Source organism: Alkalibacterium iburiense (assembly GCF_039521845.1).
Lineage (GTDB): Bacteria > Bacillota > Bacilli > Lactobacillales > Carnobacteriaceae_A > Alkalibacterium > Alkalibacterium iburiense.
Genome location: NZ_BAAACW010000024.1, coordinates 1 through 21,037, shown reverse-complemented (window position 1 = coordinate 21,037; position 21,037 = coordinate 1). Strand labels below are relative to the sequence as shown.

Genomic DNA, 21,037 nt, shown 5'->3' with positions numbered 1-21,037 from the left:
GAGAATCCCTCCATTAATTTTCAATTAGTTTAAAGGCTCGGTAATAATGATCATCTAAAAAACGAGAAAACAAGCGTAAACTACCATTTTCATACGTGCCTGGATAAAATAAGATGAGTGGTTTCTTCTCTACTACCGTTTGCAAGTTGTTTAAAACGGTATGCGATCGTACGATAGGATAGGCTTTCCCTACTCCAGTCAAGAAAATCATCGCTTCTTCATCCATATGCTCTTCAATGTATTTCACAATCCAGTCATTGTCTGTAGCCAGTTTCAATGCTTTTCTCATTTTGTCATATAAAAACTCACTGTCTTTTCTTTGTTCCATTTTAAAGTTTTTTTCCATATACCCCCGCTGCTCAAAAAAGTCCAAAACGATATCATATAAATCAAACACTTGGATTTTTATTTGAGGGTTTTCTTTTTCAATACTTTCTTTTATCATCGGTATAGATTCTCTTACGATTAATTCCTGCTCGGGCTTGTAGTCAAAAATATAAAAGCCCACTTCATTTCCTAGTCCTTTATTTAAAAGCAATTTAGGATCCGACAATTTTTCTTTCAGTTCATTTAATCGTATATTAATTGATCTCATTGCCTCATCTCCCCTAGAAGAACTTCCACGTAATGTGTTTCTCCATTTTCAATTAGATAGTTTCTAACAGAACTATCGATAAATATCTTGTGTAAATTAATTTTATTTTCATCTGGTACAGCCATTTCAGCGTCTACTAACGTTTTATGGTAAGCAGAAACTAGTAGTTCACGAGTCTTAAATTTCCACTTCGAAATCGTTTCATCCTGTTCTGCTTTCCGGTTAATAAAGGCAGCTGTTTCTGATCTACTTACCTGGTAATCTAAAATCAACCATTTATCCCAAACAACCTCACGCATCCATTCATAAAACAAGCGATCACGTTTGATAATGGCTAGTAATAACAGAACTTTACTTGTTTGAGTATCTTTTTGAACGAGTTGTTCCAATAAATAGTCGTCTAAAAAAGAAAGGCGCTTATTTATTTCACTGCAAAAGCGCTTTCTCCTATCTAGACTGTTTAACTGAAAGACATTGTCTTCAACTATTTTCTCTTTTATTTCTTCATCTGATAGCTCATTCAATTTCCACTCAGCTACTGTCTTTGATTCTTTATACAAAAAAGGACGTGTATTTAACGTTGTCGCATACTTTTTATTCATACCTATTCGCTCGCTTCTATAAGACTCTATTACTATAAGTATAACACTTTCTAACTAATGAATGAACCACGACTCAAGAAAAAGATCACTCCTTTGGAAGAAGTGATCTTAAAAGATTATAGCTTATCGTAATATGATGTTATCTTGTCTGCCATTTAATTTATTACTTATTATAAGTCGAATAACTCCTCAAAGTTAAATATGTTTAGTACCCTATGAGCTACTCTCCCTATGACATCTAAATCTACGCTTTCTTTATACTTAACTTCTCTATTTTCAGACATAAAATCTATACTCTTTAGATGAATAAAATTGACATAGCCTTTTGTTTTTAACTTTTCTGGTAGGGCAATTAATTGATCATGTTTCGTGCTGGTAATAGGGGCCACAACTATAAATCCAGTCTGCGCATTGAATGGTGTTCCGCTTAGTATGAGAGCTGGCCTGTGTTTATTAATCTCCCTTCCTGAAGTTGGATTGGAGTTAAACCACACGATATCACCCTGTTTGGGTAAATAATTATTTATCGTATACTTCATAATAACTCTCTGCCTAATGGATAGTCTTCTTCAATTTCATCTTCTACCCTTAAGTCAACTCCTCTTTCATATGCTTCATGAAAAATATTTTTCTCTTTTGGAATGTAGGTGAAGGCACCACCATCACCTTTGATAACGATATATTCTTCTCCTGCCTCAACATTTAAGCTTTTTGGAACAGTAACTGTAATGGCATTACCTTGCTTTCTCGTTTTTATTGTTCGCATATTGATAACCTCCGTATATTTATATATCTTTATCATACCACATAGTAATTACTCGGTAAATACTTTTGTGGTATAAAAAAATCAAGAAAGTCAATTTCTTAATAAAAATTTAATCCTTTCTCTACTACACTTTTCTCAGTTCATCAATAAAGGCCGGTCTGTGGGGGTAGGCTGCTTCCAATTCTTCAATAACAGGTTGTTTGTTTATGGCTTTAGTTTGAGTGCCGTACTGGCTAATAAGCTTACAGACTTTTTTATACTGCTTTCTGTTAGAGGCTTGTTTGGCTTTTTCTTTTATGATGGTTTCAAAAGCATCTTCGACTTCTTTAGGGTAAATGGGATATAGAAGTTCGGAAAATCGCGTGATGTAATACGGATTTTTCTGTACATAAGCCAGTAATTCTTCTGTGTCCTCTTCTTCGAGCATAATTTCAAGAAAGGCTTCTTCTGCTTTCCAACTGTTCGTCTGTTTAAAGCCTTCTTTTACTTTTTGATAAAGAGCGTCGTGGTCATCTTCCAATTTTTTCAGTTCGTCGTAATAGTCGTATTTTCCATTCATTAAAAACTCAAAGGCTAATACTTTCTGCTCTTTTACTTTGTTCATTTCTTTAAAGGCTTTATACCTGTACTCTTTCCAATTATCGAGTAGCCCCGGAAGTTTGCCATCTGTTTTTTCAGCTTCTTTAGTTTCTTTAAGCAACTTTTCAAATTGCTTTTCGTTTAGCAACCAGTCAAAGTATTTTTTCCGTATATCACTGTGATTTTTGTTTTCTTCAAGGAAGGCTTGATAGTCTACTTTTGATCGAGTTTTTTCGATGACTTGGCTCTTCAAAGATAGCCACTGGTTGATAGCGTAAGACCCGTAAGGTTTTGTCTTTTGAAGGCGGATGTGTTCGTCAATGAGGCTGATATAAAGTTCGTTGACTTTCGGCTCGCCTATAAAGCCAATAAAGGATTCGAGCAGTTCGACTTGTGTGTCTGGCCAATCTTCTAATGCGTTGCTATTGATAGTCGTTTTTACTTTTTTCATAATCGTTTGTTTGTCTTTTTCAGGAAGTGTTTTGTGTTCTTCTACTTTTTCTTTAATGGCCTGCAGGATTTCATATTGCAGGCTGGTGATGACTCCCCCGGAATCGTCTATATATTGTAGGGCCTTAATTGTTTCTTTGTAGAGAAAGAGATGTAAGTTTAGGGCTTCTATAAGTGACGGTAATTGGCTAATGCGATCGATATAATGACTCAGGTCGGTAGTGAAATCAAAGGATTGGTTGTAATGAATGAATTGGTCGGAACCTTTGTACTGGTTGATCGTGTCTTTAATGTCCTGCTTTATTTTTTGAGCTTGCTCTAAAGGATTACTCTCCAGTCTAAGCAGCAAGTCGGTTTCTAGTTCCGGATTCACTTCGGCTGCCTGGAGGATGTGATGAATTAACGTGTCTTTGTCGATGCTTTCTAATAAATCAGCCAACTTATTTTTAGACTGTGTGGGTTTATCTTCTTTTAGGGCATAATAAGCGGCCACTTGATGTTTGCAAATAGGACCGCCTGTGTATGGACACGTGCAGTCTGATGCTTTAATGGAGCCACTACTTGATAACTCAACGGTGACTTTGTAAGTGCTGGTTCCTAGGATAGTTAACGTATAGGTGTTCTCAGATATCGCTACTATTTTATCCACGTGCCCAGTGAGATAATAATCGATGCCTCTTTGTAGAATGACGGGATCAATTTTTTCTTCAAAATTATTTATATTCATGAGTAACCGCCTCCGATTTATTTAAGTTTACCATAGTTTTAGCTTTTTTAAATGCAGAATAATTTCGTGGTTTTTAAAATTTTTGGACAATATATATAGTAAGGAGGAATGAACTATGCAGATTTATACATCATCTTTACTCAATCTATACGAAGAACTGAACGCACGAAAGACTTTGTGCCCTAAAGACGCCCAAAAACTCTCTCAGCTAAGAAAAGGTCACATCGGTGAAAGTCAATGGCTTTCTCTGTTAAATAAAAGCAGCATCACTGAAGCTAAACTTCTAAATGGTTTGGTCTTAATCGTCAACGATCAAACATTGCAGATGGATACCCTTCTCATCAGGCCCGATGCCCTTTATTTATATGAGGTGAAAAATTATAAGGGAGTGTATTTAAATGGCACTGACACGATTACTAGTATTAACGGAAATGAATACGTGAACCCATTGCTTCAATTAAGTCGGACTAGTATTCAGCTCCGCCAATGGCTAAAATATAATCGATTTTCTATACCGGTTAAAGCCTTTGTTGTCTATATTAATTCGGATTTCACTTTATACAATGCTAATGAAACGGAGCCTGTTATTTTACCAACACAAATTAATGCTCATTTGAAGCAATTAAGCACTCACACTTTACCTTTAACAGATAAACACGACCGTTTATTTCAGATGTTGTGCAGTGCTCACCAAACGGAGGCTGCATTTCAAAGAAAGCTTCCGACATATACGTTTGAGGAATTAAAAAAATGTGTGAGTTGTCTTGAGTGTCACTCTTTAAGCATATGTTTAACAGAAAGAAAATACTATTGTCAGACATGCCATTCCGTAGGCCCCATTGCGAAGTTAGTTATTAAACAAGTAGAAGATTTTAGGCTTTTATTTCCAAGAAGTAGAATTACCACTGCTGTTATATATGACTGGTGTAATGGTCGTATTCCTAAGAAGCGTATTTGGACAGTCTTGAAGACTAATTTTATTAAAATGGGAAGTGGAAAAGGCACATACTATGAATAAGTGCATTTATATTCCAATTCAAATGGAATTTATCATCGAGTTGGAATCAAAAGAGATTTACTTTCCAATTCAAGCAAAACAGATGACCGAGATGGAAACAAACCTCATTTACATTCCAACTCAAGAAAAATTTATGACTGAGCTGGAATCAAAGCCGAAACTCCTTAAAAAAAGCATTAAAAAACGAGCCAGTGTGAGCTGACTCGTTAAGCATTTAATGTATAAAGTATAAATAACTGGCTATGAATAGGAAGAAGCCGGTCATGGAGGTAATAATCGCATTAAAGGTTAGTTCAATGTGTCCGATACGGTCTAAGAATCCTCCCTTTTTAATGATGCCGTTATATAACCCAAGGCCAGCAATCACCATTAAGAGATAAACTAAACCTTTTTCTAAATACTCTCCCGGTACAATCTCCACTTGGAAATTAAATAGGACATCTATTGTTGTTTGGCCGAAAACTCCGGTTACCAATATAAAAATTCCCATGATAAAAACAAGGATTTCTGACAGTAAGTCTTCTTTAGGCGGTTTATCTTCTTCTAATCGGCTATCTTCTCCAGTCAGAATAGTCGCAAATTTTAAGAAATACGTTATCGTACCCAAGTTGATGATGTTTAAACCATATTGAACAAGGGGTTGGTAACTGCCATAACTAATCATGTATTTAGAAATACTTCCGTTAAACAGTGGCGCGCCTGTGACACCCAGCAAACCAAACAATATGGCAAAACCTGTAATGGGCATGGTTTTTAACACCCCTCTAATTTGTCTGATGTCTCGAGTACCGTACTGGTGGTAGACTAATCCGGCAGCTAAGAATAAGGTGGATTTAAACAAAGCGTGACTGAATATATGGAATAACGCTCCCCAAAAGGCAATGTCTGAGTCCATCGTCAGTCCAATCATAATTAATCCAATTTGAGAAACCGTTGAGTAAGCTAGAATCATTTTAATGTCGTTTTGCCCTAACGCCATGATAAAGCCAAAGATGGACGTAATAAATCCTATAATGAAAAAGACTTCTTGTATATTTATGACGGGACTGTACATGTCTGTGAACCGTATAAATAGATAGACTCCGGTCTTGATAAACAGTCCAGAAAGAAGGGCTGAAACAACGGGAGGCGCACTAGGCGTTCCGTGTGCTTTAGGCAACCAGCTAAATAAGGGCACGACTGCCGTTTTTAAACTAAGTGTAGTCATCATGAATGCAAAGGGCAGAAACACAGCTGACGGACTTTCCAAGAAGGTTAAAGCTTCTCGTATCGCACGCATATCGAGTAAGCCAGTTGTTCTGTAAAGCATGCCAATTCCAAAAAGTAAAAAAGCTGTTCCAATGACGTTAACGAAAAAGTAAATCATTCCGTCATAAATCGCTTGTTTTTCTTTATTGATCATAATCAGTATCGATACGGTGACCGTTGATACTTCTAGTAAGACGTATAAATTAAATAAATCTGAACTCATGAATAAGCCGGAGATTAATCCCTGCAATACCATTAATAAGAACCCGAATTGAGTCGTAAAGTAATCTTTATGGAAAGCATATAAAATCATCATTAAAAAGATGATAGCTGTTAGTAAAATGAACATAGAAGCAATGGAGTCGGCCATTAAAGTGATAGCTATTCCTTCTGGTAAAGCCGACATGAAATTAAAGAGGGTATCCTCTGTTCGTACTTGAATAAATAGATATAAGGCATAGGCAAAGTGTAGTACCTGATAAGCTGTTAAGAACAACCGGGTATCTTTTTTAAAGAATAAAATACTGATGATGCCAGCCACTACCGGTCCAATGATAAGTAAAAAAAGCACTGTTTATCCCTTCTTTCTGTTGTGTGATAAAAAAATGGCAAGGAGGATTTAAGCTCTTTGTATTTTCTGTTCGACTAAAATCTGAACATATTTTACTACAAGCTTATAGCTCCTTGCCCTTCCTCTTTAAAGTATGAAACTTAAGTAGAGAAGTATAACAATTAAGTAACCTGTCATAGACGTTATAATTCCATTAAAGGTTAATTCCATGTGACCGATTCGTGTAATCAAGCCACCGTGTTTGATAATACCATTGTAAAAAGCAATTCCTGCAATAATCATCAAGACATACACGTAACCTTTGTCAATGTATTCTGATACATTAACATGCACTTCATAATTAAAGAAGAATTGAGTTAATCCTTCACCGAAAATCCCAGTTAATAGCGAAGTAATTCCCATTAATAATGAAGCAATTAAAGCATATGGATCTGATTTTGCTTTTCCTTCTTTTGGATTTTTGCCAAATAACATGGTTGCGTATTTAACAAAGGACATAGTCGTTCCTAAGTTCACAATGTTAAGTAAAATAGTCACCCAATAGTCATGTGTCCCGTGTGCAATCATATATTTAGAAATACTTCCATTAAAGAATGGAGCCCCTGTGATTCCCAAAATAGCAAAAGCAGTGGCAACAGCGACCCATGGCATGCGTCTGAATAATCCTCTAATGGTATAGACGTTACGAGTACCGTATTCGTCATAAATCATACCAGCTGTTAAGAACAGGGTCGATTTAAAGATGGCATGACTGAAGATGTGGTATACCGCACCCCAGAACGCCACTTCCGATGCCATGTTGATACCCATCATAATGAGCCCGACTTGGGATACTGTATGATAGGCTAAAATGAGTTTAATATCGCTTTGTCCTAATGCCATGACGAATCCGACAACGGCCGTTACGAATCCAATCCAGAAGAAAAAGACCTGCAGGTCAATGACCGCTGAATACATCTGCGTGAATCGAATGAAAAGATATACCCCACTCTTAATGTAGAGTCCGCTAAGAACGGCGGAAACGACTGGTGGCGCACTCGGTGTCCCGTGAGCTTTAGGCAGCCAGCTGAACAGTGGAGTGACAGCCGTTTTAAGAGAAACGGTGACCATCATCAATCCGAAAGGAATAAAAACAGCGCTTGGACTGTCCAACAATGACATGGCGTCAGTGAGTGCTCGAATATCGAGTAAACCGAACGTGCGATAAATCATTCCTGTTCCAAAGAGTAAGAAAGACGAGCCGATGACGTTAACGAAGAAATAAATCATCCCGTCATAAATGGCTTGTTTCTCTTTGCTGTACATAATCAGAATGGATACAACCACAGTCGATACTTCTAAGAAAATGAAAATATTAAATAAGTCGCTTGATAGGAATAAGCCCATCATCAATCCTTGAAGGACTAAGAATAAAAAGTAAAACTTCGCTTCAGCGTAACTTTCATTTGTGGTATAGAGTAAAAATGCAATATAAAACACAGCAGTGACTAATACTAAGAATATGGAAAGAGAATCAGCGTATAAACTCAGTGCTAACCTGTCTTCATATCCCCCAAAGTTCAATACTTGCGGGCCGTTATTTTTGACCAGCATGAACATGTAATACGCAAATCCTGTATAAAGGAGTTGGAAAATATAAATAATAGGCTTCATTATTTTGTGCTGGAGGATAACTGCAATAGCCCCCATTAAAATTGGTGCCAGAACCAAAATACCTAACACTAATGTTCACTTCCTTGCTGATTTCTCTGACGCGACCAGTGCGTAATGCCATGTTTCTGCTTGTAGTGCATAAACATCGTCAAGCCGATCGCGGTCACTCCAATACCGATGACTATGGCTGTAATCATCAAAGCCGAAGGAACAGGGTCCACAAAAGCTACTGAACGGTCTTGCCCAATAGGTGGAACAGTCCCCGGGGCATAGTTAATCGTGATATAAAACAGATAAATACCTGCTTCCATAATTGACATGCACATAATCGTTTTGACGATGGTTTTTTTCGTCATTAAACCATACAGACCGAGAAAGAATAACAGTATTCCGATAATCTCACCAGTGATAAAATTCAATGGTTTCATCTTCTTTCTATAAAATTATTTTAAAACCCTACCGTTCTAGTCAGCCTTTTCGTAGAATACGAAACGGTAGAATATAATACTTAAACCAGAAAATACTTTTAACCCAATAAGTGTATTCATGATAACCATGTATACCTGGTTGGATATAACCGTATTATCAGGTTGAATTTGCATAAAGACATATAAAACTGGTGTTAATACGATAAAGAAGAATAATATTTTTTCCAGTTTTTCAATTCTGTCTAGACTAATGTCAAAGTTTGGATAAACCAAGTATCTGGAGATTAAAGCAGTAGCTAAAATAGCTCCACCTTGGAAACCTCCACCTGGAGATACGTGTCCATTCAAAATAATATAGAGTCCGATTAGAACGACGAATGGATAAATAATCCCAACCATACGTGCCACTAATTCAGAGTTGTTTTTGTAGTACATATCGTCTTCTTCAAACTGATATTGTTCGGCGTGTTTGTTTGCCCATGAAACGTTAACGACCTCCATAACAGATACCATTAACATTAAAGCTTCGAATAAGGTATCAAACACACGATAATTTAAGTAAATGGCGGCAACGGCATTATCTGCCCCTGTGTCTGCCAGAAAATCGCTCGTAAAGAAATCCATTAAAGGCGTATCTAATGTTTCGGAATGATTCAGAAATAAAAAGACAACTAATCCTGCTCCAAACACAGCGAATACGACTCTCAAGACTTCTATAAATTTATAGTTCTTCGTCTGCATCATGCAGGTTCACCTCATCTTTGTAAACAACTCGAATATTTGTCATATCAGGTATGACCGTATCTAAATTGGCAACGATATCCTGAAAAATACGATCTTTAGAGTTGCCGTAAATGTAGAATAAATCGCCTTGACGGTGCACGATACAATCATGATTATCATCATTTAAAACATCTTGAATTGGATGATTCGTGTAAGCAATTTGCGGCTCGACCTCTTCTGTACGCTCCAAGAAAAGTTCCATCGGACGGACAAAAGGTTTCATCATATTTCCAATATTATCGTCATTAAAGTTTTCTACGTCCTCATTGACATAAGCAATATCATAGACGGAAACTTTCTTCAGCGCCACTAAGTACATGACTGTTGATAGACCGACTCCGATTGCCGCTTCAGCAATGGCGACGTCCGGTGCATTGTAATGGAGATAAGCTAGAGCCATCGCCAATGAAAAAACACCTAGATAAATAATTGAACGGCGCATGTTGTCTGAAAGGACGGCAAAGCAGGCAATGACGAATAGTGTTAGCAATAATATAGTTTCAAACAACGTTCCCTACTCCCTTTCCTTCTTAATTCTGTACCCACTCAAATAAGCTGAACGCGCCATTGCATGAGTCCCAATCGGGTTAGTCACGATAAAAAAGGCTACAGCTATCAGTGTTTTCCAACTGAAAAAACTAAACCCTTGTCTGAACATGATTCCGACCAATATGGTAATGAAGCCGACAGTGTCTACTTTGGCACTCACTAAAATACGGGAATAAAAATCTTTAAATCGGTACACACCAATAATGCCTAAGAGCATGAAGATGAGACCTATAATAATGAGGAAATTTCCTATCCAGTCTGTTATCTGTCCCATTAAATATCCCCTCGTCTTTCAATAAATCGAGCAATTAAAATAGTACCGACAAAGCCTAAAATCCCGTAAATAATCGCTACATCGATCATAAAGGTACGATCGACCAACTGTCCGATTAATATAGCAGCTACAATGACTTTAGACGAAAATAGAGAGAACCCTAATAAACGGTCCCAAATTGTCGGGCCAATAAACACTCTAAGTAAACCAAATATGGCAAAAATGATCACTAGTGTTAATACAATAGTATCAAAATTCATTGCTATCCTTCTTTCTTATAAATTGCTTAACTGTCCTAAGCTTTCCCGTCAATTTTATTCTCGTAATCATATAGAATATCTTCAATGACGCCTGGAATTAGCTCTGGCTCCCCTTCTTCTGGTATGTCAGGGTTTAAAGCAAGAACGTATAGATTACGGCCTTTTTTATTCACTGTAACTGAACCAGGTGTGAGTGTAATTGCGTTAGCCACTAAGTCAATCAGCAATTCATCTGTCAACTTCGTCTTTGTTCTAATAATTTGCACATCTGCTTTTCCAGTGAATATAGAAGGAATAACGGAAATACCGGCGACATATATTTCATAAAGCAAGCGTCCGACATATTTTATGAGCGTTCCGAGTCCAATGACATAAGAGTGTTCATAGTTCTCTTTTAATAAAAAGCGGTCTGTGAATTCCGTGACCAAAAAGGCAGCGACCACTCCGGTAAGAATAACAAACAGAGAAATCTCTTCGAACAATATAATCCACGCAATGGTTAAAATGAGTATAATTTCTTTGTTTTCAACAAAATCTGTCCAAATGGTTTTCATTAATGATTTCAAAAAAAAACCTCCCTTCCGACATCTAAATAGAGTCAGTCGATGAGCGAGTTAAACCCGACTATTTCGGCTGTACTTCGATTGTAGCATTTTTTTGCTTTTATTCAATTCATTTCCACCATTTCAGTGCTTTATAACAAGCAAATCTGGAAATGGTGTTCAAAATTGACTCAAAAGTAAAAAGAACCGATTTTATTTTACCAGAGATTATAGGGACAAAAAACCTTTTGACTGAAAAAAATGAAATATATAGGAAAAAACACCTGTATAGGAACCCAGGTCAAACGGGCTCGTATACAGGTATCATTTTGATTTCAGCTGTTTTATTGTTTAACTCCTCCAGCTGTTACGCCACCGATGATGTCATGCTTAAAGCGGTTGACGTGATAGCGATGAAGAAAGAGTTCCAATACCCTTGGAAGATATTGAATCCACCATCATTTAAAATAGCTCAGTTTTCAGCTAAGTTCGATCCCGGTAAAAGAGAGATCCCTTGTTGAATTTGTTCGGCGGTTCTTGTTGAGTTCACGATGACAATCCAAAAGGGTATGATAGTCAGTAACGTGAGAATCCCAAAGAATACATAGATGAGTATCCGTTTCGTTTTCATTGAAGGACCAAACAACGAGTGTGTTGTCTCCTGCGTCCGTGTCCACAGCTCCCGCGCTACAACTAGCTAGAATAGCTAAGGCGCTTACAGTGACAAGTGATAGAGCTAATTTTTTTCTTAACATTCTTTCCCCTCAGCCTTTTTCCATTCTTTAACACATGCAATCCTTTTCAAAAAGAACTTTAAAAATGTTAAAGTTAAGTATTTACTTTTCTGGTTAGTTAGTTTAGATTATAAACTAACGACGATACCCACTATAACAAGTTTATTTTATCCTTGTCAAGCATCTTTTCTTCTTTGTTAAAGTGTGTAACAGTTTGAAAAGCTTGTTCACCATACTCATAGCAGCAAGGTAAACCCTTACATATAAAAGGCGGTACTTTCTTATTTTCAATGTTTCTTCATAAGTATGAGATGTTATATCATTGTGATTTATGTCAGTCGAAAAACCATTGTCTCCTAACTCTCTCCATCTATATAAATCTATTGTATTATAAAGCATGTAAAACTATTGCTTTGTGTTAGACATAAGAATAAAACAATATTAACATTCGACTCCTTTTACTATATTTGAGAAAATAAAAAAGACCCTTTCAGGTCTTTAAAATTGGCATATTATTTTTTTCGAGTAAAAAACTTTTGGATCGCTTTGGTTATTTTCTTTACAAAGGGGACCTTCTTAGTTTCTTCTTCCATCTCTGAGTAATCCTCATAAGCTTCGCTTAAAGCTGAGTCATTTTCAAATTCTAATTCTTTAGCTTTCAGTTCCTTTCGGTTCAAGGTCATGTTTTTCTTGAATTGATTGCGCATCAACTTTTCGATTAAACTTAAGTCGATACCCTGTCCTTCTTTCTCTTTTGTTGCAATAATACTCAAGACTTCAATATAACTAATGGCTAAAGCACTGGTGACAATCGAAGCTGTTGTTCCGCTAATGATTCCCCCTACAATCGTACCGGCGCCTGGAATAAACTTGAAAGCATTGGCTACGATTGATTTTCCTATCATTGTGGCTGATCCCGTGCCCCCTACCGCAGCTATCAGACTGACAATCGTTGATTTATCTAACGAAATACCAAATATAGCGGTAATATGAGCGAGCAAGGTCACTTGCATAGGAACTAAAACAGATGCATCCGAAAATGGGATAGGTGCAAAACCTACTCCGAATGTGGTTGCCACATAACGAGTAGCCCAGCGACGTGCAGATTTAGCTTTTCTTTCGATGTCCGCGTGCTGGGCGTTCATAAAAGCGTCTCTTGTTTCTTTAGGAATCAACTGTAGGGTCTTATCAATTAACTCCTTTAAACCGAATGCCGGAATCACATAATCATCAGAAATTTCATAAGGCTCAGCCATAATATTCTGAACAGCGGCCACGGGAAGATTAATGTTTTCAAGATACCGTGAAAATTCTTCTGCTGGTTTCCCAATCGATTGGGTCAAAACAAGTATGACAGGCAAGATTTTTGATATATCTTTGATAAGTTCAATTTCTGTGTCTTCTATTCGGGAAGAATTGGCTTGAATACAGTAGTAAACAGCGTGAATAGCCTCTTTTGTCTGCTTATTATCTTCTACTAATTTATAAATCTCTTTTTTGACTTGTTTTTGAACGCTTTGTTCCAATTCTAATCCTCGAGTATCATATAAAACAATCGGGATACCTTCTTTGGTAATGCGTCTCAGGTGCTTCGTAACGGGTTTACCAATACCTGTATCTGCCAGTTTTTCACGAAACACGCTGTTGATAAGGGTACTTTTCCCTACACCGGTTTTACCTGCAATAAGAATATTAACCGGGCTCATTTTTTGAATTTCTGCTTCTGTTTTCTCCATTATTTCTTGAATGATGTTGTATTGATTATTTGGTGATTTCATTTTCTGCCTCCTAACCTACTGTATTTATTTTAACATGTTATATATTTTTTGACGATAAAGATGCTGTGGAAAAGAAAAAAGACGATTCTATTCGAATCGCCTTTCTACTTTAATTGAATTCAGAAGGGACACTATCCAGCTCTTGTACGCCTGTAACATGCCACTGTCCTTCCCCGTACTGCATAGTTAAACGATAGACTTGTGACTGGCTTGTATTAGATACAATAGTAAAGATACGTCCGGGACCATCATTCCCGACCCAATTGGTAATCATTTCACTTGAATTGATTCCGGTAACTGCACTCGCTGCATTCGCAATGGCCACTCGGTCGCTTGATCCGTCTGCATAATCCACTTGATGGCTTTCATCTAATGGAGCATCTTCTGTGACCTCATAATCACTGTCAGTTTCGGCAGTGTCGTCTTCAGTCTCTTCATCGGTGTCGGCCTCTTCTTCCGTTTCATCGGTTTCAGGTTCCGCCTCTTCTGCCACCTCATCCGTATCTTCCTCAGTATCGGAGTCCGTGTCTGTTTCTGTTTCGTCTTCTGTTTCCGAATCATCGGTTTCATTTTGCGTTTCGGTGTCCTCTTCTGTGTCTTCGGATTCTTCCACGTCGACTATTTCAGTCGTTTCTGGTTCTAAATTTGATTCATCTAAATCAGTTGCCGTGTCTCTATTTAGAAAAATAAAGATAACGATGGCGAGTAATACGACAAGCAAAATACCAATAATAATATAATATATTTTTTCATTATTATTCTGGTTCGGTTTTTTAGGTTGATTGTGTGTTGAGCGTGTTCGTCTCATATTGTTCTCCACCTTTACTTCTTTTCACTATAAGAATTTTAACACACCTTCCTATTAAAAATCATCTTATTTCATAACAAGTATAAGTCAAAAGTAACGGATGACTATCAAATTGAAGAGTATTTATAGGCCCTTACTAAAAGTGCATCAAAAAAGCCTTTGTTTCTAAAAGGTAAGAAACAAAGGCTGATGAATTTGGTTTATTTTTATTCTGGTCTCAGAACCACTTTTATATTGTTGTCTTCTTTTTTATCGAAAATTTCATAAGCCGTTGCCGCTTGTTCCAGTGGCATGATATGGGTAATGATATCACTTGGATCCAGTTCTTCTCTCACAATCATATCATACAGTTTAGGCATCAAATGAGGAACAGGGCACTGACCCATTTTCATCGTAATTCCTCGAGAGAATATGTTATTAATAGGGAAGTTAGTTGCTGGAGTCATGTATGCACCGGTTAACATAATTGTCCCGAATTTTTTAACTGCTATACTAGCCATTTCAATGGGACTAGTCGTCCCTCTTTGCGGACTAATTTTGTTTGTGAATTTTTCTATTTTTCTTTCTTTACCGTCCATACCCACACAGTCAATGACGACGTCTGCTCCGCCGTTTGTAAGATCTTTTAAGGCAAGTGAAGGCATGTCGACTTCTTCAAAGTTTAAAGTTTCTACTCCAATTCGTTTAGCTGAATATTCCAAACGGTGTTTAACGTGGTCAACGGCAATGACTCGTTTAGCACCTTTCATTTTAGCGAATTTTTGTGTCAACAAGCCGATCGGGCCTGAACCTAAGACAATAACCGTGTCGCCTGCTTTCACACCGGCATGTTCCACACTCCAGTAAGCTGTCGGAACCACATCGGATAAGAAAAGTACTTTTTCATCTGGTATAGAGTCGTCTGGCACTTTGAATGAGTTTTGATCAGCGTAAGGGACACGTAGGAACTCCGCTTGTCCTCCAGGGTAATCGCCATGAAGTTTTCCAAAGCCGAGTAGCCCTCCGTAATCTATTTCCGGATTCTTATTGGAATTGTCGCACATGCTCTCCATGTCATGCGTACAAAAATGGCAGTGGCCGCAACTAACGTTAAATGGTACAACAATTCGATCACCTACTTTTAAGTTTTTGACTTCTGGTCCGACTTCTTCTACTATTCCCATCGGTTCATGGCCTATGATGTAATCATCATCTATAAATAGCTCTCCATGATGGTAGAAATGAAGGTCTGACCCACAAATGGCTGTAGAGGTTACTTTGATAATGGCATCTGTCGGTTCTTGGATAGTTGGGTCTGGCATATTTCTAACTTCCATTTTTTTGTTACCTTGAAATGTCAATGCTCGTATTATTTATCCCCTTCCATAAGTAGTGTTTTTTACACTTTTAAGTTACCACTCAACTACGTAAAGACAAACTGAAACGACTTAAACAAAAAACCCCCATTCGCATGGAGGTTTGTACTATTATTTTCTGTAGGTGATTTTTCTTAAAGGGACAGTCACTAATGGAGCAATGATGCCTGCTGCAATGGCTTCTGCAACTCCATTTGTTCCAACAATAACTAAGAGAGCTGTTCCTAAATTACTAACGTCTACGTCAATGGCTTGCGCGTAAGGTTCTCCAAAAAATAGATAAATGAAGAATAAAACTAGAATAGTATTCGTGAAAGAACCGATGACTGAGGAAGTCACAAGAGCGACTTTTTCCTTTTTTGGAGCGATCTTATGGACTAAGTTATAACTCCATCCTGTAAACAAACCGATGAACATTCTAGGTACAAGTGAAATCATCGGGTTTACCCATAACCATAAATCTAAAGGGGTGGCTGGCATAGTGTAAGCCCGAAGCATACGAGTCAGTCCCCAAATGGTTCCTATGATAATCCCGTCCGTTGTACTCATGGTTAAAGTAGCAACGATAACAGTAATATGGATAATCGTTGGGTTTAAAGGAGGAATAGGAATGTTTCCTAAAAAAGGCACAAAGTTCTGAATCAATATAATGGCAGTTAATATCCCCAACAAGGCAATACGATGGGGTTTCGATTGTTTTTTATTTAAAGGCATGATACATCCTCTTTTCTCAGATTAGTTAATCAAATCGGTTGGTGATGCTTCTGTTTAATCTTCCTAAAAGGACCGTCAGCATATGTATCTCTTCTTGAGTCCAGCCAGACAAAATGGTGTTAAATTGATTTTCTAATTGTTCCTGATAGCGTTCAAAAACAGTCGTCGCTTCTTCAGTTAACGTGAAGTACGCGAAGCGCTTGTCCTTCCCTGTCGTTTTTGTGACGTATCCCTTTTTGACCAAGGCGTTCATTTGTCGGCTAACAGTTGATTTGTCTAGTTGACTCAATTGGGTGATGTCTTTCAGTGTCAATTCTTGTTCCCCAATTAAATCAATGAGATTAATTGCAGATGGAGATAAACCAATTTCTGTAAGCAAATAATCTGTAATGCGTTTATATAAGTGATTGAATTCTGATGATTTTTCAAGTAAAGCATTCGTTTGATCATGGGTAGCCATGGGTTTCCTCACTTTCCTTCTATCAGTATAGTTATACAGTATTTGTATATGTCAACTTTAGCATGATACAGGAAAATGAGCAATCCTTTTCTTCAGATTGTTGAAGCCTGTTTAAAAATGGTATACTAGACAGGAATTTCCAATAAAGGAGTGACTTTGATGTCGTTTGATGGTTTATTTGTCAATGCTTTAACCCAAGAATTAAACGAAAATGTATTAGGGGGAAGAATTTCTAAAATCCAACAGCCCTACGAAAATGAATTGATTATCCGTATTCGAGCTAACCGTAAAAATTTCAGCTTACTCTTATCGGCTCATCCCCAGTATGCCCGTGTACAACTGACGGACATTCCTTTTGAGAACCCGGCTCACCCTCCTCATTTCTGTATGGTGATGCGCAAGCATTTAGATGGAGCTATCATCGAATCCATTGAACAAAAAGAAAACGATCGTCTGCTTATATTTTCTTTCAGAAGCAGAAATGAACTGGGTGATACAGAATACCTTTCATTGATCGTGGAGGTTATGGGACGTCACAGCAATATTCTGTTAGTTCATAAAGATGAAAACAGAATATTAGATGTCATTCGTCATGTTCCCCCTAGTCAGAACACGTATAGAACCTTATTGCCTGGCGCTCCTTATGTAGAAGCACCGAGTCAGGACAAAGAGAATCCCTTTGAGTACTCTGGTGACTTCCCTATAGAGTCAATGGATACGAAAGAGAAAGTAAAATGGGTCCAGCAGACTTTTCAGGGATTTGGAAGAGATTCCGCGCAGGAACTGGTGTATCGGTTTGAAAAATCAGAAGATTCGGCTAAAGCTGTCTTCGATGCTTTCATTCAATCGTTCCAATTGTCCCATCTGGAACCTACTCTTACACGAAAAGAGACGAAAGAATTCTTCACGCCTCTTCTCTATCACCATTTAGAAGGAGAAAAAGAAACCTTTGCTTCTTTAAGCGAGTTAATGGACCGGTATTTTTACGATAAAGCTGAAAGAGACCGAGTCAACCAGCAGTCTCATGACTTAAGTCAGTTGCTAAAAAGCTTGTATCAGAAAAACAAAAACAAATTAGCTAAGCTTCGTAAAGAAATGGACAATACCAAGCAAGCGGACGATTACAGAATAAAAGGAGAAGTCTTAACGGCTTACCTTCATGAAGTGAATAAAGGGGATGAGGTCATTACCCTGCCGAACTTTTATGAAGAGGAAGAAACCTTAACGATTGAGCTGGATCCGCAGAAAAGTCCAGCTGATAATGCGCAACATTACTTCTCACGGTATCAAAAGATGAAAAATGCAAAAGTTCATCTAAAAAAACAAATAGCATTCACTAAACAAGAGATGGATTACTTTGATACTCTTCTGACCCAGCTGTCTATTGCTTCTATTTCTGATATTGAAGAAATAAGAGAGGAACTCAGAGAAGGAAATTACATTAAAAAACGAGGGTCTAAGAAAAAGAAACAAAAGAAAGCCAAGCCCGAAGCTTTTAAATCTTCTGATGGAGCCTCTATTTTAGTCGGGAAAAACAACACACAGAATGATGAACTGACAATGAAGCGTGCCCGCAAAAGTCACTGGTGGGCGCATACGAAAGATATTCCTGGTTCCCACGTCATTATTGAAGAGGAACATCCATCTGAACAAACGATAGAAGAAGCCTGTATCCTAGCAGCCTATTACAGTAAATACCGCTTATCTTCTTCGGTTCCCGTTGATGTGGTTCAAGTGAAAAACATTCGTAAGCCTAATGGCGCAAAACCAGGGTATGTGATTTATGAAGGTCAAACAACCTATTACGTCACCCCTACTGAACAGAAAGTGAACAGTTTGAGAGTAAAAGAATGAATGGCATATAAATAAAAAGCGATTGTTGAGAGTGTCTGAACGACTCCTCAACAATCGCTTTTCTTAATCGGGTTTAATAATTTCTACTGCATCCTTGTCATCCACTTCTTTCATGGAGACCTTCACTTGCTCTCGTTTGGATGTCGGAATATTTTTACCAATAAAATCGGCTTTAATAGGAATCTCTCTATGTCCTCTGTCGGTTAAAGAAGCGACCATGATTTTTTCCGGACGGCCTAAATCAATAACGGCATCCATGGCTGCACGAATGGTTCGACCAGTAAAAATAACATCATCCACGAGTATCACAACTTTATTTTTAACAGAAACCGGGAAATTCTGACCTTTGACTTCCGGATCATCCACTTCTTCCGGATAGTGTCTATCATCTCTATAAAGCGTAATATCCAGTTCTCCTACATGAACAGGAGTCCCTTCAATGTCTTCAATCTTTTGAGCCAGTCGATTGGCAATAAAAACTCCTCGCGTTTTTATACCAGCTAAGATAAGATTATCTGTCCCTTTATTACGCTCGATGATTTCATAAGCAATACGTGTCAGGGCTCTATTTAATGCGACTTCGTCTAAAACAGTGACAACCGTTGACATATAATTCTCCTCTCTTAAGAACGTCTTCTAACTAATTCTAATGTGTCTTCAAATTCTTGAGGTAAAGGGGCAGAGAATGTTAATGTTTCATTCGTTCGCGGGTGGACAAAAGTTAACGAGGTAGCGTGTAAGAACTGCCCCTTCCCTTCTAACGTTTTTCTTGGACCATAAAGAGGGTCTCCTGCCATTCTAAAACCGATATATTCTAAATGCACTCGAATTTGATGCGTCCGTCCAGTTTCCAATTGCAGACGAAGCAATGTAAAATCTTTAAATCGTTCAATGACTTCAAAATGAGTAACGGAATGCTTCCCTCCATCGATAACTGTAAATTTCTTTCTGTTTTTAGGGTCTCTCCCAATCGGTGCATCAATGGTTCCTTTGTCATGTTGAAGCTCACCATGAACTAAGGCCATGTATTCTCTCTTAGCTGTTTTTTCTTGTAACTGTTCAGCTAGTTTTTCATGTGCTAAATCATTTTTAGCTACCATCAATAGTCCTGATGTGTCTTTGTCAATGCGGTGCACAATTCCTGGACGGATTTTTCCGTTAATACCAGACAAATCTTTCACATGATACAGCAAGGCATTGACTAAGGTACCAGAAGCATGTCCGGCAGATGGATGAACCACCATCCCTTGAGGTTTGTTGACAACGACAACATCTTCGTCTTCATAGACAATGTCTAACGGAATGTCTTCCGGCACCGCATCAATTTCAACTGGTTCAGGAGGAGTAACTTCGATTTCGTCCCCTTCCTGCACTTTGTAGTTGGCTTTAACCACTGTGTCATTCACTCGGACATCTCCGTCTTTTATCCATTCTTGAATTTGCGAACGGGAATGGTCGGCTAATTGGTCACTTAAAAATTTGTCTATTCGGCTTTTTTCCTTTGTTATTTTGAATGTATAGGTTTCAGTCACTTGTTTTTCCAACTTTCTTTTTTTGATACTCTTTCCATTCATCCCTAATCAAGTAGAGAATCATCAGTCCTACCCCTATGGTCAATGCCATGTCAGCTATGTTGAAAATCGGAAACTGAATGAATTCCAGACGAATCATATCAACAACATATTGTAAAAATAAACGATCGATGAAATTTCCTATTGCTCCTCCCAATATTAAACTGAGGGATAAAGCGAATAAGCGATCTTCTTTACCGTGGGTATGCAAGTAGTAGATGATGACCCCTACCACTATAACCGTAACAATATAGAAAAACCACATCTGTCCTTCTAAAATGCTCCACGCCGCTCCAGTATTGCGGTGATAAGTAAAAGATAGGATACTGGGTATGACCTCCACCGTTTCGTGCAAGGGAATGGATTGGACCGTTAAGTACTTGGTCAGTTGATCAACAAGAATAATGAATAGTGCAATAATATAGTATAGTAACATAAAGTCTCCTTTTCTTTCATTAGTCTCTTTTATTGTACAATATATTTGCATAAAAACCCACTGTAGAAATCAGGAATTAAAAAGAACGGAATGAATTCAAATTCTGTTAGAATGGTTAAAGTAATATTTTTGGGTTTTAGTTTTAATCATTTCTGAATTTTGATATACTCATACGGAACGACTTATTAATAAAGGCATGACATTTTAAATACGGTAATGCCAAAAGTTCTATGAAAAATCAGATTATTCCTGTTCGAAGGTATGATATTCCCAAATAGGATA

At 37.7% G+C, this 21,037-nt stretch carries 25 protein-coding genes; 4 read left to right on the top strand and 21 right to left on the bottom strand.

Features of this window, described 5'->3' with window-relative positions; all coding sequences use genetic code 11:
• Positions 1–13 precede the first annotated feature (13 nt).
• The 5 genes from ABDZ53_RS02105 to ABDZ53_RS02085 all read right to left on the bottom strand — a co-directional run bounded on the left by ABDZ53_RS02105 (position 14) and on the right by ABDZ53_RS02085 (position 3,719).
• Positions 14–595 (bottom strand): DUF1788 domain-containing protein, encoded by a 582-nt coding sequence (locus ABDZ53_RS02105; protein WP_343753498.1) that lies wholly within the window; start codon positions 593–595, stop codon positions 14–16.
• Positions 592–1,197: a DUF1819 family protein gene (locus tag ABDZ53_RS02100; protein ID WP_343753496.1), complete on the bottom strand. Its 606-nt coding sequence runs from the start codon at positions 1,195–1,197 to the stop codon at positions 592–594. Before ABDZ53_RS02100 ends, ABDZ53_RS02105 begins: the two co-directional genes overlap by 4 nt.
• 170 nt (positions 1,198–1,367) lie before the next feature.
• Positions 1,368–1,736, bottom strand: coding sequence for a type II toxin-antitoxin system PemK/MazF family toxin (locus tag ABDZ53_RS02095; protein ID WP_343753494.1), 369 nt, complete (start codon positions 1,734–1,736; stop codon positions 1,368–1,370).
• The gene (mazE, locus tag ABDZ53_RS02090; protein WP_343753492.1) at positions 1,733–1,963 is read right to left on the bottom strand and encodes a type II toxin-antitoxin system PemI/MazE family antitoxin; all 231 of its coding nucleotides are present in this window, start codon (positions 1,961–1,963) and stop codon (positions 1,733–1,735) included. The genes ABDZ53_RS02095 and mazE overlap by 4 nt, the downstream gene beginning before the upstream one ends.
• Before the next feature lie 124 nt (positions 1,964–2,087).
• Positions 2,088–3,719 (bottom strand): SWIM zinc finger family protein, encoded by a 1,632-nt coding sequence (locus ABDZ53_RS02085; RefSeq protein ID WP_343753490.1) that lies wholly within the window; start codon positions 3,717–3,719, stop codon positions 2,088–2,090.
• A 115-nt stretch (positions 3,720–3,834) separates the two neighbouring features.
• Here ABDZ53_RS02085 and ABDZ53_RS02080 point away from each other — a divergent pair, with 115 nt between their 5' ends.
• Both ABDZ53_RS02080 and ABDZ53_RS02075 read left to right on the top strand, forming a co-directional pair.
• Positions 3,835–4,737 (top strand): nuclease-related domain-containing protein, encoded by a 903-nt coding sequence (locus ABDZ53_RS02080; protein WP_343753488.1) that lies wholly within the window; start codon positions 3,835–3,837, stop codon positions 4,735–4,737.
• Positions 4,730–4,939: a hypothetical protein gene (locus tag ABDZ53_RS02075; protein ID WP_343753486.1), complete on the top strand. Its 210-nt coding sequence runs from the start codon at positions 4,730–4,732 to the stop codon at positions 4,937–4,939. Before ABDZ53_RS02080 ends, ABDZ53_RS02075 begins: the two co-directional genes overlap by 8 nt.
• 12 nt (positions 4,940–4,951) lie before the next feature.
• Here ABDZ53_RS02075 and ABDZ53_RS02070 read toward each other — a convergent pair whose 3' ends face one another.
• The 8 genes from ABDZ53_RS02070 to ABDZ53_RS02035 all read right to left on the bottom strand — a co-directional run bounded on the left by ABDZ53_RS02070 (position 4,952) and on the right by ABDZ53_RS02035 (position 11,069).
• Complete coding sequence (locus tag ABDZ53_RS02070; RefSeq protein ID WP_343753484.1) at positions 4,952–6,556, bottom strand: complex I subunit 5 family protein; 1,605 nt, start codon at positions 6,554–6,556, stop codon at positions 4,952–4,954.
• A 126-nt stretch (positions 6,557–6,682) separates the two neighbouring features.
• The gene (locus tag ABDZ53_RS02065) at positions 6,683–8,278 is read right to left on the bottom strand and encodes a complex I subunit 5 family protein (protein WP_343753482.1); all 1,596 of its coding nucleotides are present in this window, start codon (positions 8,276–8,278) and stop codon (positions 6,683–6,685) included.
• On the bottom strand, positions 8,278–8,628 hold the full coding sequence (locus tag ABDZ53_RS02060) for a sodium:proton antiporter (RefSeq protein WP_343753480.1): 351 nt from the start codon (positions 8,626–8,628) through the stop codon (positions 8,278–8,280). Before ABDZ53_RS02060 ends, ABDZ53_RS02065 begins: the two co-directional genes overlap by 1 nt.
• A gap of 45 nt (positions 8,629–8,673) precedes the next feature.
• Positions 8,674–9,381, bottom strand: coding sequence for an MnhB domain-containing protein (locus ABDZ53_RS02055; protein WP_343753478.1), 708 nt, complete (start codon positions 9,379–9,381; stop codon positions 8,674–8,676).
• Entirely contained in the window at positions 9,359–9,928 is a 570-nt protein-coding gene (locus ABDZ53_RS02050) for a Na(+)/H(+) antiporter subunit B (protein WP_343753476.1), read from the bottom strand. Before ABDZ53_RS02050 ends, ABDZ53_RS02055 begins: the two co-directional genes overlap by 23 nt.
• Positions 9,929–9,934: 6 nt before the next feature.
• Positions 9,935–10,243 (bottom strand): monovalent cation/H(+) antiporter subunit G, encoded by a 309-nt coding sequence (mnhG, locus tag ABDZ53_RS02045; protein WP_343753474.1) that lies wholly within the window; start codon positions 10,241–10,243, stop codon positions 9,935–9,937.
• Positions 10,243–10,503, bottom strand: a complete 261-nt coding sequence (locus tag ABDZ53_RS02040; protein WP_343753472.1) for an MrpF/PhaF family protein — start codon at positions 10,501–10,503, stop codon at positions 10,243–10,245. Before ABDZ53_RS02040 ends, mnhG begins: the two co-directional genes overlap by 1 nt.
• 35 nt (positions 10,504–10,538) lie before the next feature.
• Positions 10,539–11,069 (bottom strand): Na+/H+ antiporter subunit E, encoded by a 531-nt coding sequence (locus ABDZ53_RS02035; protein WP_343753470.1) that lies wholly within the window; start codon positions 11,067–11,069, stop codon positions 10,539–10,541.
• Between the two features lie 149 nt (positions 11,070–11,218).
• Between ABDZ53_RS02035 and ABDZ53_RS02030 the strand changes: the two genes are divergently transcribed.
• Positions 11,219–11,566 carry a hypothetical protein gene (locus ABDZ53_RS02030; protein ID WP_343753468.1) on the top strand — a complete coding sequence of 116 codons (348 nt, stop codon included), beginning with the start codon at positions 11,219–11,221 and terminating at the stop codon, positions 11,564–11,566.
• Between the two features lie 725 nt (positions 11,567–12,291).
• Here ABDZ53_RS02030 and ABDZ53_RS02025 read toward each other — a convergent pair.
• The 5 genes from ABDZ53_RS02025 to ABDZ53_RS02005 form a co-directional block, all read right to left on the bottom strand.
• A complete protein-coding gene (locus ABDZ53_RS02025) occupies positions 12,292–13,557 on the bottom strand; it encodes a YcjF family protein (RefSeq protein ID WP_343753466.1) in 1,266 nt (421 codons plus the stop codon).
• Between the two features lie 109 nt (positions 13,558–13,666).
• Positions 13,667–14,365 carry a DUF1510 family protein gene (locus tag ABDZ53_RS02020; protein WP_343753464.1) on the bottom strand — a complete coding sequence of 233 codons (699 nt, stop codon included), beginning with the start codon at positions 14,363–14,365 and terminating at the stop codon, positions 13,667–13,669.
• Between the two features lie 206 nt (positions 14,366–14,571).
• Positions 14,572–15,714, bottom strand: a complete 1,143-nt coding sequence (locus tag ABDZ53_RS02015) for a zinc-dependent alcohol dehydrogenase (protein ID WP_343753508.1) — start codon at positions 15,712–15,714, stop codon at positions 14,572–14,574.
• Positions 15,715–15,831: 117 nt separating this feature from the next.
• A complete protein-coding gene (locus ABDZ53_RS02010) occupies positions 15,832–16,434 on the bottom strand; it encodes an ECF transporter S component (protein WP_343753462.1) in 603 nt (200 codons plus the stop codon).
• A 25-nt stretch (positions 16,435–16,459) separates the two neighbouring features.
• A complete protein-coding gene (locus ABDZ53_RS02005; RefSeq protein ID WP_343753460.1) occupies positions 16,460–16,894 on the bottom strand; it encodes a MarR family winged helix-turn-helix transcriptional regulator in 435 nt (144 codons plus the stop codon).
• Between the two features lie 159 nt (positions 16,895–17,053).
• On the opposite strand from ABDZ53_RS02005, the gene ABDZ53_RS02000 reads away from it, so the two are divergent.
• Positions 17,054–18,748, top strand: coding sequence for an NFACT RNA binding domain-containing protein (locus tag ABDZ53_RS02000; protein WP_343753458.1), 1,695 nt, complete (start codon positions 17,054–17,056; stop codon positions 18,746–18,748).
• A 63-nt stretch (positions 18,749–18,811) separates the two neighbouring features.
• Here ABDZ53_RS02000 and pyrR read toward each other — a convergent pair whose 3' ends face one another.
• From pyrR to lspA, 3 genes are read right to left on the bottom strand one after another with little or no spacing between them, the layout of a single operon-like run.
• Positions 18,812–19,357, bottom strand: a complete 546-nt coding sequence (pyrR, locus tag ABDZ53_RS01995; RefSeq protein WP_343753456.1) for a bifunctional pyr operon transcriptional regulator/uracil phosphoribosyltransferase PyrR — start codon at positions 19,355–19,357, stop codon at positions 18,812–18,814.
• Between the two features lie 14 nt (positions 19,358–19,371).
• Entirely contained in the window at positions 19,372–20,280 is a 909-nt protein-coding gene (locus ABDZ53_RS01990) for an RluA family pseudouridine synthase (protein ID WP_343753454.1), read from the bottom strand.
• Positions 20,273–20,755 carry a signal peptidase II gene (lspA, locus tag ABDZ53_RS01985; RefSeq protein ID WP_343753452.1) on the bottom strand — a complete coding sequence of 161 codons (483 nt, stop codon included), beginning with the start codon at positions 20,753–20,755 and terminating at the stop codon, positions 20,273–20,275. The genes ABDZ53_RS01990 and lspA overlap by 8 nt, the downstream gene beginning before the upstream one ends.
• Positions 20,756–21,037: the final 282 nt, after the last annotated feature.

What these genes read in the sequence shown, in the direction of transcription:
- ABDZ53_RS02010 (WP_343753462.1), bottom strand. Translation starts at nt 16,434, where the DNA reads ATGCCTTTAAATAAAAAACAATCGAAACCCCATCGTATTGCCTTGTTG.
- ABDZ53_RS02095 (WP_343753494.1), bottom strand. Translation starts at nt 1,736, where the DNA reads ATGAAGTATACGATAAATAATTATTTACCCAAACAGGGTGATATCGTG.
- mnhG (WP_343753474.1), bottom strand. Translation starts at nt 10,243, where the DNA reads ATGGGACAGATAACAGACTGGATAGGAAATTTCCTCATTATTATAGGT.
- lspA (WP_343753452.1), bottom strand. Translation starts at nt 20,755, where the DNA reads ATGTTACTATACTATATTATTGCACTATTCATTATTCTTGTTGATCAA.
- ABDZ53_RS02080 (WP_343753488.1), top strand. Translation starts at nt 3,835, where the DNA reads ATGCAGATTTATACATCATCTTTACTCAATCTATACGAAGAACTGAAC.
- mazE (WP_343753492.1), bottom strand. Translation starts at nt 1,963, where the DNA reads ATGCGAACAATAAAAACGAGAAAGCAAGGTAATGCCATTACAGTTACT.
- ABDZ53_RS02075 (WP_343753486.1), top strand. Translation starts at nt 4,730, where the DNA reads ATGAATAAGTGCATTTATATTCCAATTCAAATGGAATTTATCATCGAG.
- ABDZ53_RS02040 (WP_343753472.1), bottom strand. Translation starts at nt 10,503, where the DNA reads ATGAATTTTGATACTATTGTATTAACACTAGTGATCATTTTTGCCATA.
- ABDZ53_RS02020 (WP_343753464.1), bottom strand. Translation starts at nt 14,365, where the DNA reads ATGAGACGAACACGCTCAACACACAATCAACCTAAAAAACCGAACCAG.
- ABDZ53_RS02005 (WP_343753460.1), bottom strand. Translation starts at nt 16,894, where the DNA reads ATGGCTACCCATGATCAAACGAATGCTTTACTTGAAAAATCATCAGAA.
- ABDZ53_RS02100 (WP_343753496.1), bottom strand. Translation starts at nt 1,197, where the DNA reads ATGAATAAAAAGTATGCGACAACGTTAAATACACGTCCTTTTTTGTAT.
- ABDZ53_RS02055 (WP_343753478.1), bottom strand. Translation starts at nt 9,381, where the DNA reads ATGATGCAGACGAAGAACTATAAATTTATAGAAGTCTTGAGAGTCGTA.
- ABDZ53_RS02025 (WP_343753466.1), bottom strand. Translation starts at nt 13,557, where the DNA reads ATGAAATCACCAAATAATCAATACAACATCATTCAAGAAATAATGGAG.
- ABDZ53_RS02000 (WP_343753458.1), top strand. Translation starts at nt 17,054, where the DNA reads ATGTCGTTTGATGGTTTATTTGTCAATGCTTTAACCCAAGAATTAAAC.
- ABDZ53_RS02105 (WP_343753498.1), bottom strand. Translation starts at nt 595, where the DNA reads ATGAGATCAATTAATATACGATTAAATGAACTGAAAGAAAAATTGTCG.
- ABDZ53_RS02085 (WP_343753490.1), bottom strand. Translation starts at nt 3,719, where the DNA reads ATGAATATAAATAATTTTGAAGAAAAAATTGATCCCGTCATTCTACAA.
- ABDZ53_RS02030 (WP_343753468.1), top strand. Translation starts at nt 11,219, where the DNA reads ATGGTGTTCAAAATTGACTCAAAAGTAAAAAGAACCGATTTTATTTTA.
- pyrR (WP_343753456.1), bottom strand. Translation starts at nt 19,357, where the DNA reads ATGTCAACGGTTGTCACTGTTTTAGACGAAGTCGCATTAAATAGAGCC.